The organism is Clostridium sp. CTA-6 (assembly GCF_054768115.1).
The window spans coordinates 413,154-424,427 of the sequence record NZ_BAAAAU010000001.1; the positions used below are offsets into that span (position 1 = coordinate 413,154).

The window sequence follows — 11,274 nt, forward strand, 5'->3', positions numbered from 1 at the left end:
TAAAATAAATTTTTAGTTTATAATTTAATGTTTTTCAAAATTTAAAATTATTATATTTATAAAATATAGCACAAGCGCCCTCTTTAGATACCATACAGGGACCCCTTGAGTCTCGTGGAGTACATTCTTTAGAAAACAAGGTACATTCCTTAGGAGATTTTTTACCTAATATAATTTCACCACATATACAGCTAGAAGATTTTTTATACTGTTCAATTTTTATATTGAATTTTTTTAAAGCATCATAGTCACTATATATATGCTTTAAACCTAAAGCAGAGTTTTTAATTAATCCTATACCTCTCCAGTTTGAATCCTCAGGGGAAAAAACTTCATCTATAAGTTCATTAGCAATTTTATTTCCTTCTTCTTTTACACAGGTCTTATATAAATTTATAAAAGTTTTTTCATTTTTCATATTACCATTTATAATAAAATATATAGAACTTAAAATATCTAAGGGTTGAAATCCTGATATTGCTGCTGGAATATTATATGTATCTCTTATAAAACTAAAATAATTAGCTCCTTTAATAGAAGCTACATGGCCTGGACAAATTAATCCATCTATATCATGATTTTTATCTTTAAATATATGCTCTAATATGGGTTTCATTGTTTTTAAACCTAATAAAAAGCTTATATTTTCTATTTTTTCATGTTTAGCTTTTTTTACTGATAAGGCTATTAAGGGGGCGGTAGTTTCAAAGCCCACTGCTAGAAAAACTACTTCTAAAGATTTATTTTCTTTTGCCATTTTAATAGCTTCTAAGGGTGAGTATACAATTTTTATATTATTATGATCTATTTTTTTATCCATCAAACTATTACTACTGCCTTTAACTCTTACTAAATCTCCAAAGGTAGTTATTAATATATTTTTCTTATTTAAAAGTTCTAAAGCTGCATTTATATAACTTTCATCCGTTACACATACAGGGCATCCAGGACCAGATATGAATTTTACCTTAGGGTATAAAATATCTCTTAGGCCTAATTTACCTATGATATCAGTATGACTACCACACACCTCCATTATTTTTAGAGGCCTTATATTTAAATCTTTTATTTTTCTTATAATTTCATCCATTAATTTGTTAGCATCCATTTGAATTACTCCTTAAAGCTTCTCCTATAATATGTTCTAAATAAGAAAAGTACTCATAATCTATTTTTTCTATAGCACAACCTGCATGAATTAAAACATAGTCATTTATACAAGGGTTTTCTATAAGTTTTATATTTACTTCACTTTCTACACCCATGGTATTTGTTATAGCATAATCTCTATCAATACTTATAATTTTCCCTGGTATTGCAATGCACATTTCTTCTCTCCCTTTCTATAATAGAGTCACCAATAGCTAATTGACCAAGGCTTATTCCTTCATCATTTATAGGAACTTTTTCATTAAAAAATACCTTAAACCCATTATCCTTTAATTTATTGTATATACCTTTTAATAAGTAATTGTTTTGAAAAACTCCTCCGCTTAAAACAACTTTATCTAATTTATATTTAAGTTTATAACTTTTTTTTATTTTACATACCAAATCACAGGTAAAATTAATAACTGTATTATGAAATTTTGAGGATATAGTAGTTAGATCTTTGTTTTCTTCTAAATCTGTAATTATTCCTAAAAGTATATTTTTATAATCTATTTCTAAAACATTATCTATTTTGTTGATGCTATAATCATAATAAAGGGATACAGATTCATCTATTATATTTTCTAATTCTATAGGAGCTTGACCATCATAACTTATGATATTTCTTATACCTGCTAATGAAGCTACTGCATCAAAAAATCTTCCCATACTAGAAGATGTATAGCAATTTATATTATTGAATAAAGCTTTTTTTACTATTTCAATTTTTTCTTCTTCTATGTTTTTAATAATAGAACTATTTTTATAATTTATAGAATGCAAGTAACTTAAAGCACACCTCCAAGGTTCTTTTATGGATTTATCTCCACCCTGTATCTTAACTTTTTTTAGATGACCAACTCTTTCAAAATAGGTTCTGTCACCTACTAAGAATTCTCCTCCCCATATACTATTATCCTTACCAAAGCCTGTACCATCAAATATAACAGCTATAACCCTATCAAATAATGAGTGCTCTACCATACAACTTACCATATGAGCATGATGATGTTGAACTTTAATGGTTTTATTATAGCTTTTATTTTCACAATTAGTATTAAAATTTGGATGTAAATCTTCAACAGCTATTTTAGGATTTATATCTAACAAAGCCTTTAAATGTTTTATAGTATTTAAATGTCTACTATAACAATCTAGATTTTTTAAGTCTCCTATATATTGACTCATGTACACATATCCCTTTTTAGAAAGGCAAAAGGTGTTTTTTTCTTCTGTACCCTTTGCCAATAATTCATTTTTACTTTCTATATTTAAAGTATAAGGAGCATAACCACGACCTATTCTAATTAAACTTTCTTTATTATTTATAACTTTTACTACAGAATCATCAACAGGAGTATGAATATCTCTATTATGGATTAAAAAATAATCTGCTACAATTTTTAAATTTTCTATAGCCTCACAGTTTTTATATTCCATAGGTATTCCACTTATATTGCCACTAGTAGCTATTATTACATCTAAACCTTCTTTAAATAGTAAATAATGGAGCGGGCTATAAGGCAGCATAACTCCTATATATTTATTTAAAGGAGCTATGTTATCTGGCAATATATTTGTACTTTTTTTCTTTAAAATTAAAATAGGTTTTTTATTGCCTTTTAAAATCTGTTCTTCTAATTTAGATATATAACATAATTCTTTTACGGTTTTTAAATCCTTACACATTATAGCTAAAGGTTTATGAGGTCTTTTTTTTCTTATTCTTAAATTCTCTATAGCCTTTTTATTTTTACCATTACAAACTAAATGAAATCCTCCTATACCTTTTACAGCTACAATGTATCCCTTTTTTATTAATTCTACAGCAGTATAAATGGGATGTCTTTTATAACTTAAATTAGCTAGATTTATATAATTGTTATAAATTTTCTTTTTATTATAATCACCATTATTTATATATTCTTTTGCTTTATTAGTACATATAACTTGTTTTTTATTATTCAATAATATTAAGGAAGGACCACATAAATTACAACAATTAGGCTCTGCATGAAATCGTCTATTGTCTGGAATATCATATTCTTGTCTGCAACTATTACACATAGTAAAATTTTTCATAGTTGTACTTTCTCTATCATAGGGCAAAGATTTTATAATAGAGTATCTAGGTCCGCAATCTGTACAATTAATAAAAGGATGTTCATATCTTTTATTAGTACTTAAATTTAATTCTTTTATACAGTTTTGACAAAGGGCTATATCTGGACTTATAAAATTTGCTGCATTTTTTTCACTAGAACTTTCTTTGATGATAAAGTCCCTATAATTAATAGGTTTCAAAAATTTACATTTCAAGTTTTCTATTTTAGACATAATCGGAGGATTTTTAACTACTTCTAATAAGAAATTTTTAATATTTTCTTTATGTCCCTCTAAATCTATTTCTACCATACTGCCCTTATTTTTCACATATCCTTTTAAATGAAACTCCTTTGCTTTATTATATACAAAAGGTCTAAAGCCCACCCCTTGTACTATACCTTCTATTTTTATTAAATATCGTCTTTTATTATTAACTTTATCTATATGATTCAGATACATCACCTTCTAAGGATTCAATAATAGCTGTTTGTTCATCTATAGGTTGTCTTTCTACAACAATTTCTATATTTTCATCTATTAATTCACTATTGCACTTTGTTATATGATCATATAGATTTTCTTTATTCACATGACTGTTATTATTTACTGTCACTACTAATTTGGTGAGTTTCTCCATTTCGTTTTCTTTGCATAGTTCTTGTACCTTAACCCATATTCTATCTATTAAAAAAGTATCATGCATCTTTTTACTCCCTTTCCCCAATATTTCGTGTATCTTACCACACAAGACTTTATTTTATTTACTTTGTACATAGGCTACATATTAAAAATATATAGTCAGCCTTTTTCTTTATAACATCAAACTTATATCTTATTTTTTTATATAATTATCAATAAAAAATATTATTCATAATCAAATTTTACAGAAATCTAAGGATACCTACTTTAGGTATTTTATTTAAGATTTCTATCATACCTTTATGACATCCTAAAAATTCACTACTTAAATCTTTTCCAGAATAAAGTCCAAAATGAGTTCCACCACCCCAAGTAGCTTCAGAACTTACATCATATACAATACCATTCACTGCTACATAAGCTGGTTTTCCATTACTTCCATCATATTTTTTTAATTCTTCTAATGTAAATTCCTTTTGTCTTTCCATATTGTTACCTTCGCTAGTTCTATTTTGGAGTGTAATTTTATTCGCTTTTAAATCATATGAAAAATTATTATAATAAAACCTGTTATTTTTTGATATTTTGAAGCTGTCCTCACAATGTTTTGTTAGTTTTTTTAGCTCAGTTAATTCTTTCTCTATTAAATCTGTATAAAATTTTATTTCTGATAAGTTTGAGCTAAAAAATAGCATTTGACTATAATAAGATATTCTATGACGATAGCTAGAAAGCTTTAAGAATACACAATCATTACATTTCATTTTTTACTCCTTAACACTACTATTAAACGATTATTCAAACAAAAATTTTCAAAGTCTTACTAAAATATACTTATTATTTTATTTATATTACTGCTAATACTTACATTTTCCATTATCATAAAATCAGATATTTTATTTTCTTTCTAATTATAGATATTACTTCATTAGAAATTTTATTCATATTAGCTTTAAGTTCCTTACTGATTTCTAAAGTATAATCTATGTTAGAAACTTCAATAGCTAAAATATATCCCTTAGTTTCTTTATAATAAAGTTTAACTAAATCTATAAAACTATAGCTGTGTTGAGTATATCCCTTTTTGTGTGAAGTATAAGTATCTAGTGGTAAAATTGTTATATCTCCTACCTTTTTACCGTAATACCCTGCGTCTAGTATAAACAAAAAATCATCACCTTCTATATTTGAAAGACAATACTCAAAATCCGTTTCTCCTATTATAACTTCTATATTATTTTCTTTTAAAAATCCATGTATATTTTTAGCTATGTCTATGGCTATACCATCATCACCCATTAAAACATTTCCTATAGCAATAACTTTAATAGCTATACTAAAACCTCCACTTTAATTGGTTCATTATTATTACTTATTAAATGGGTGGCACAGGAAATGCAGGGATCAAAAGAGCGGATTATTCTACCTATTTCTACGGGCTTTTCTACATTATTTATTTTTGAACCTATTAAGGATTTTTCTCCCACACCTCTTGTACCATTTGAATCCTTAGGAGATATATTCCAGGCTGTAGGAGTTATAATGTTATAGTATTTGATGATTTTATTTTCTATTTTTATAAAGTGTGATAAGGAACCTCTAGTAGTATCTATAAGACCTTCTCCAAAAGCATTATCTGGGATATTATATACAGATTGATTATTAGGTATTAATTGAATTTTTTCTGATATATTAGATAGTATATCTATTATTTTTTTAGTTTCTAGAACACGGGCTATATTTCTATCCATAGAGGAATTACCACCAGTATATTCTCCAGCAATTTTTAATCTAGCTAGAGGGCCTACTTCCATAGGTAACCCATCATATCTAGGCGCCTTTACAAAACTATAAGCTCCTTCTTTCTTTAAATCTACAGTATACTCATTATCCATAATTGGATTTTCTGTTATAGTGTCACTTACATACCAAGCATAACGAATATTTTCTGTTATTTTATTTCTGTCAAAATTTTCTGATTTATTATTTATTATTACTCCTGGTTTTACATAACTTATATTTTTGTCCTCATAGTTATCAAATACACCAAAACTCATAAAATTCCCATAGGTTTTTCCAAGGTTAAAATAGTCAGAGTAATACTTAGCAATTATATTCATATCCTCTAGCATATAGGTATTTACAAACTCTTTTATTGCCTTTAATATGGATTGTATTTTTGTTAATTTGTAAGAATCTATATTTACAGTAACTCCTCCTACAAAGATACCATGAGTATGAGGTGCTTTACCTCCTAATACAGCTAAGGCTTCATGGGCTAATCTACTATACTTTATGCCTTCTTCATAATGAGAACTTATTCTTTCATTAAGCTTTTTAGGTAATCTAAAATCACTATATTCCTGAGGATATATAGGCTTTATATTAGGTAAATTTACATAGCTGGGTATAGTAAAACAATAAAACTGTCTTAGGTGATTTTGTATAAATTCAAATCCATGCATCATATCTCTTATATATAAATCATTTATACTTGGTGTTATATTTAATGCATTTTCTAAAGCTAAAGTAGAAGTCATAGCATGTGCAGTAGAACATATCCCACATATTCTTTCAGTAAAATATATAGCATCTAAAGGAGGTCTTCCTTCTAACATTTTTTCAAAACCTCTAAATAATAATCCGCTGGTTTCACCATCTACAATAATGTTATCTTCTACTTTTACCTTTATTTCTAAAAATCCACTAATCCTAGTTATAGGATCAATAGTGATAGTCTTTCCCATAATGACCTCCCCTTTTTATAATTTAAAATTTAGTTAGTTACCTTAAGCATAAATAATTTAAACTAAAAATTAATATACTTTACTTTTTAAACTATAGAAATTAATACCTAACAAAGGGTTCCATACCATCTGGAAATCTTTCTTGGGCACAGCCTATACAATTTGTGTTGTCTCCAATAGGCCAATTTACATAGCCATTCCATTTTCTTCTCGGGCAATCTGTTCTTGTAACAGGTCCTCTACAGCCTAACTTAAACATACATCCTTCTTCTCCAAATTTTTTTGCAAAGATTCCTTTATCAAAAAAACCTCTTCTTGTACAACTATCATGAATGGTTATACCATAAAATAATATAGGTCTCCCTTTATTATCTAATTCTGGTTTACCGTAAGCTACTAAATGGGCTAAAGTACCTACTACCCAATCAGGATGGCAAGGACATCCCGGCAATTTTATTACTTCTTTATTTATAACAGCTTCTACGCTTTTGCTACCGGAAGGATTAGGCTTAGCCGCAGAAATACCGCCATAAGAGGAACAGGTTCCTACAGTTACTACATATTTTGCTTTTTCGCCTGCCATCTTTACTGCCTCTAATGCGGTGACTGGCTTCCCTTTATAATTAGCAATAATGTTATAATAACCATTTTCTTTAGTGGATACAGCTCCATCTACTAATAATATAAATTCTGTATTCAATGTATTTAGAAACTGTTCATAGGCAAATTCTCCTTCGGCTCCCATTAAAGCATTATTAAAAGTTAAGTTAACTATATTTTTTAATATATAAATAAGCCCTGGGTTTTCTGCATTTAGAAGAGAAATTATATTTCCAGAGCAACCTGTAACCTCCAACCATATAGCATTTATTTTTTTAGTTCTCCTATGATTAATTAAATTTAAAGCTTCTTTCCAAAGAATTTTTGAGGTGGTATCTTTTCTTTCAATTAATGGGCAAAAGCTATTATTCATTACTCCTCCTAGGAATTTATTGATTGCAATATAAAAAATATGCTCCAATAAATTATATAAATAAGAATTACTTATTATGACATAAAAATATAAATAGAGTTTTTATTGTTACATAATAATATTGTTTAAAGTTATTAATTAGTGATTTATTAAAATTAAATGAGTTTTTTATTACACTATTGTAATGTTTATGTAATATAAATAAATTCCCCTATCTCTTTTAACCATATATAATTTTATTCATAAAAGAAATACTTAAAGGAGGATTTATATTATGAAATTAGATAGTTTTAAATTGAAAATTATAGCAATGATACTTATGGTATTAGATCATTTGCCTAAAGCTTTTGATAATACGCCAATATGGTTTGGATGGCTTGGTAGATTGGTAGCCCCTATATTTTTCTTTTTTGTGGCAGAAGGATTTTTTCATACAAAAAATAAGAATAAATATTTAGGAAGATTATTCGGATGGGGAGCTATTATGTTTGCAGGTTCTTCAATATTAAATTATGCTCTACCAGGAAAGGAAACATTGCAAAATAACATATTTTTATCTCTAGGATTATCAGTACTTTTGATGTATGTTATTGATTATACCAGAAAAAGTAAAAATTATAAATTTGGTATTCCACTAGCTATTATAGTAGGTATATTAGCTATTTTTACAGAAGCATCTCTTGATGGAGTATTAATGACTTTAGTTTTCTACTTTTTTAGAGAGGATAAAATTAAATTATCTATTGGATATATTTCAATTTCTTTGTTTGAATTTATTATGGTTAGCGGTGGAGGACTAACTTATTTGAATTTATTCGTATTAAATTACCAATGGTTAATGATTTTTGCTCTTCCTCTTATTCTTATGTATAATGGCCAAAGAGGACTTAATAATAAGTTCATAAAATATATGTTTTATGCTTTTTATCCTATACATTTATGGATAATTACTATAATATCTCACTTTTTAAAATAATATAAAAAGGTTAGTACTTATACTGTATAATTGTAGATTTTACCTTTGGTCGTTATTTAATATCTACAATTATATTTTTATTTCTAATATAAAAATTAGGTAGGGTTAATATTTTGTTACTTAAAATATTAACCCTACCATATATAAGAATAATTTTATTTATTTTTTAATTAAAAATTAGTTTTAAACATTTTCTAACATCACCATGCTTTTCATTGTAAATAAGAACTATAGAACTAACATTAATAATTTAATTATTTATTAGGATTAAATTTAACCTATTAAAAAAAGATCCCATTCTAGTTATTTATAAGATAGTTCTTCATTATTTAAGGTCCTTTTATAAAACAAAGAAAAGCACATAATAGTTACTAATGAAGCTACTACATCTGCTATAGGTTCTGCCAATAATACTGCAAATAAATTATCTTTCATGAAGAAAGGAAGTATAAATATAAGTGGTATTAATAATATTATTTTTCTAAGCAAAGCTAGTATAAGGGAGTACTTTGCTTGTCCTAATGCTAAAAATGTTTGCTGACAGGCTATTTGTGCACCAAATATACCAATACCTGCAAAGTATATTTTTATACTCCAAGAAGTAATTGTTACAAGTTCTGGTTTGTTATTGAATATGCTTACAAATATTTTTGGAAATAACATTAAAGAGCCCCACATAATAACTGTATAGGAGATACAAGATATTATTAATAACTTAAAGGTTTTTTTTACTCTTTCTATTTTTTTTGCACCAAAGTTATAGCTTATAATAGGTTGAGCGCCTTGAGTTAATCCCATAAGGGGAAGAAATAATATTTGCATAATGCTACTCATTATAGTCATTGCTCCTACTGCTAAATCACCACCATAAATCTGTAATTTACTATTCATAGATATAAGTACTAAGCTTTCTGTAGCTTGCATTATAAAGGGAGAAACTCCTAAAGCCATAATAGAAAAAATCACTTTTTTATTTGGAACTAAATATTTTTTTCTTATTTTAATTGTACTTTTCTTTCCAAATAGAAAAAATAATACCCATATAGCAGATATACATTGAGATGTAACAGTAGCTATAGCAGCACCTTTAACCCCTAAATTTAATACAAATATAAATATTGGATCTAAAATTATATTTATAAGAGCTCCAATCATTACTGTAATCATTCCTGTTTTTGCAAAACCCTGAGTATTTATAAATGGATTCATTCCTAGTGCTATTAAAACAAATAATGTTCCTAGAAGATATATGGTTAAGTAATCTTTAGCAAATGTAATAGTTCTAGTGCTTGCTCCAAACTTCCAAAGAATAGGTTCTTTAAATATTAAAAATACTATGGTTAATATAATAGACAATATGACTAACATAGAAAAACTATTACCCATTATTTTCTCAGCATCACTCTTATTATTTTCACCCATTTTAATAGCAGCAAGTGGTGCTCCCCCCATCCCTATAAGAGCACTAAAGGCTGAAATTATCATAATGATAGGAAAGGCAACTCCTACTCCTGCCATAGCTAGTTCACCATTAGGCATTCTGCCTATAAATATTCTATCTACTATGTTATAAAGTACATTTACTATCTGTGCAATTATAGCCGGTGCTGCTAGTTTAAATAATAGTTTTCCTATATTACCTTTCCCTAAATCTGTTGTATTTGTGTTCATATAGCTCACTCCTAGTGTATAAAATTATTTATATCATTAAGTAAAAGTTTATTTAAATTAATATTAGCATTATCAAGTATTAATTTAAATGAATTATAATTCATATTATTATACTATGTATTATAACATTACATTGAAGAAAAATGTAAATAAATTTTTTTGTTAAAAATAATATAACTTTTATTATAAAAACGTTAATAGAAATAAGTATTTAATATATATTAATATTATATTAGAAAAAACTTTAAAAAAGCATTGTAGTTATATGAGTTTTTTTGCATATAATGATAGTATAGAGATATAACAAAACCTAATTAGTGTTTACTTATGACTATACTAGGTGGTAAAATTATGGTATACTATAAAAAAATTCAAATTTCGTAGAAGTGGATGGCTACGGTGGTTGTACGTTTTCCACCTTGGGCTATAGATGATTTTTCATTATAGCTTAAGGGGGTGGTATTGGATGTGCTAGAACTTTTAATAAAAGGAATTTTTGTGGTTTGTATTATTAGTTTAATATTGAAACACAATCTTTTTATTTCCACTATAAAAATCAAGGTTAGGTTTCTTGGTTTAGATATAGAAGTTGATAGCAAAGAGAAAAAGCACCCATCCTCCAAAGATTAGTGCCTTTTCCCTTGTTTAACATATTTATAATTTAAAAATCCAATAGCCCTAAAACAACACCATTAAAGTGGTAAGCAGTTGTACCAAATAATAAATTTGGACTTTTGCTTAAAAACGTTCTAGGATCGGCTTAGTGTTCTCAGCACTGAGCCTTTTCTAATTAGAATTTTTAAAAACTTGGTTTTAAAGTTCTGTACTTCTCAGTTTGCCTGCAGATTTTACCTAATATATATTATAACAAAAATTATATAAAAATAAACATAATAACTTAATTAATATAAATATTTTATAACCATAAATATTATATTCATATACAGTACTTTCAGTACTATAAAAGTTAAAAAATATATTTAGTACTTTTTATTAATGACCCTAAACTT

11 protein-coding genes are annotated in these 11,274 nt (G+C 26.8%); 2 read left to right on the plus strand and 9 right to left on the minus strand.

What is annotated here, in order from left to right; genetic code table 11:
* Positions 1-34: 34 nt before the first annotated feature.
* The 8 genes from hypD to ACYUDJ_RS01770 form a co-directional block, all read right to left on the minus strand.
* Positions 35-1,108, minus strand: coding sequence for a hydrogenase formation protein HypD (hypD, locus tag ACYUDJ_RS01735; protein WP_003485965.1), 1,074 nt, complete (start codon positions 1,106-1,108; stop codon positions 35-37).
* Positions 1,098-1,328 (minus strand): HypC/HybG/HupF family hydrogenase formation chaperone, encoded by a 231-nt coding sequence (locus tag ACYUDJ_RS01740; protein WP_003485963.1) that lies wholly within the window; start codon positions 1,326-1,328, stop codon positions 1,098-1,100. The genes hypD and ACYUDJ_RS01740 overlap by 11 nt, the downstream gene beginning before the upstream one ends.
* Positions 1,291-3,717, minus strand: a complete 2,427-nt coding sequence (gene hypF, locus ACYUDJ_RS01745; protein WP_003485961.1) for a carbamoyltransferase HypF — start codon at positions 3,715-3,717, stop codon at positions 1,291-1,293. Before hypF ends, ACYUDJ_RS01740 begins: the two co-directional genes overlap by 38 nt.
* Entirely contained in the window at positions 3,695-3,961 is a 267-nt protein-coding gene (locus ACYUDJ_RS01750) for a hypothetical protein (RefSeq protein ID WP_042385002.1), read from the minus strand. The genes hypF and ACYUDJ_RS01750 overlap by 23 nt, the downstream gene beginning before the upstream one ends.
* A 178-nt stretch (positions 3,962-4,139) precedes the next feature.
* Positions 4,140-4,661, minus strand: a complete 522-nt coding sequence (locus ACYUDJ_RS01755; protein WP_042385001.1) for a cytochrome b5 domain-containing protein — start codon at positions 4,659-4,661, stop codon at positions 4,140-4,142.
* 115 nt (positions 4,662-4,776) lie between these two features.
* Positions 4,777-5,211, minus strand: coding sequence for a hydrogenase maturation protease (locus ACYUDJ_RS01760; protein ID WP_265202580.1), 435 nt, complete (start codon positions 5,209-5,211; stop codon positions 4,777-4,779).
* Between the two features lie 17 nt (positions 5,212-5,228).
* Positions 5,229-6,644 carry a nickel-dependent hydrogenase large subunit gene (locus ACYUDJ_RS01765; RefSeq protein ID WP_003485950.1) on the minus strand — a complete coding sequence of 472 codons (1,416 nt, stop codon included), beginning with the start codon at positions 6,642-6,644 and terminating at the stop codon, positions 5,229-5,231.
* 100 nt (positions 6,645-6,744) lie between these two features.
* Complete coding sequence (locus tag ACYUDJ_RS01770; RefSeq protein ID WP_003493674.1) at positions 6,745-7,617, minus strand: hydrogenase small subunit; 873 nt, start codon at positions 7,615-7,617, stop codon at positions 6,745-6,747.
* A 274-nt stretch (positions 7,618-7,891) separates the two neighbouring features.
* On the opposite strand from ACYUDJ_RS01770, the gene ACYUDJ_RS01775 reads away from it, so the two are divergent.
* Entirely contained in the window at positions 7,892-8,593 is a 702-nt protein-coding gene (locus tag ACYUDJ_RS01775; RefSeq protein ID WP_003485947.1) for a TraX family protein, read from the plus strand.
* A gap of 303 nt (positions 8,594-8,896) precedes the next feature.
* On the opposite strand, the gene ACYUDJ_RS01780 is transcribed toward ACYUDJ_RS01775, so the two are convergent.
* Positions 8,897-10,264 carry an MATE family efflux transporter gene (locus ACYUDJ_RS01780; RefSeq protein WP_003485945.1) on the minus strand — a complete coding sequence of 456 codons (1,368 nt, stop codon included), beginning with the start codon at positions 10,262-10,264 and terminating at the stop codon, positions 8,897-8,899.
* Between the two features lie 468 nt (positions 10,265-10,732).
* On the opposite strand from ACYUDJ_RS01780, the gene ACYUDJ_RS01785 reads away from it, so the two are divergent.
* On the plus strand, positions 10,733-10,894 hold the full coding sequence (locus tag ACYUDJ_RS01785) for a hypothetical protein (RefSeq protein ID WP_162266626.1): 162 nt from the start codon (positions 10,733-10,735) through the stop codon (positions 10,892-10,894).
* The last annotated feature ends 380 nt before the right edge of the window (positions 10,895-11,274 follow it).

Excerpts from the sequence above, each read along its gene's own strand:
- hypD (WP_003485965.1), bottom strand. The coding sequence starts at position 1,108 with ATGGATGCTAACAAATTAATGGATGAAATTATAAGAAAAATAAAAGAT.
- ACYUDJ_RS01740 (WP_003485963.1), bottom strand. The coding sequence starts at position 1,328 with ATGTGCATTGCAATACCAGGGAAAATTATAAGTATTGATAGAGATTAT.
- hypF (WP_003485961.1), bottom strand. The coding sequence starts at position 3,717 with ATGTATCTGAATCATATAGATAAAGTTAATAATAAAAGACGATATTTA.
- ACYUDJ_RS01750 (WP_042385002.1), bottom strand. The coding sequence starts at position 3,961 with ATGCATGATACTTTTTTAATAGATAGAATATGGGTTAAGGTACAAGAA.
- ACYUDJ_RS01755 (WP_042385001.1), bottom strand. The coding sequence starts at position 4,661 with ATGAAATGTAATGATTGTGTATTCTTAAAGCTTTCTAGCTATCGTCAT.
- ACYUDJ_RS01765 (WP_003485950.1), bottom strand. The coding sequence starts at position 6,644 with ATGGGAAAGACTATCACTATTGATCCTATAACTAGGATTAGTGGATTT.
- ACYUDJ_RS01770 (WP_003493674.1), bottom strand. The coding sequence starts at position 7,617 with ATGAATAATAGCTTTTGCCCATTAATTGAAAGAAAAGATACCACCTCA.
- ACYUDJ_RS01775 (WP_003485947.1), top strand. The coding sequence starts at position 7,892 with ATGAAATTAGATAGTTTTAAATTGAAAATTATAGCAATGATACTTATG.
- ACYUDJ_RS01780 (WP_003485945.1), bottom strand. The coding sequence starts at position 10,264 with ATGAACACAAATACAACAGATTTAGGGAAAGGTAATATAGGAAAACTA.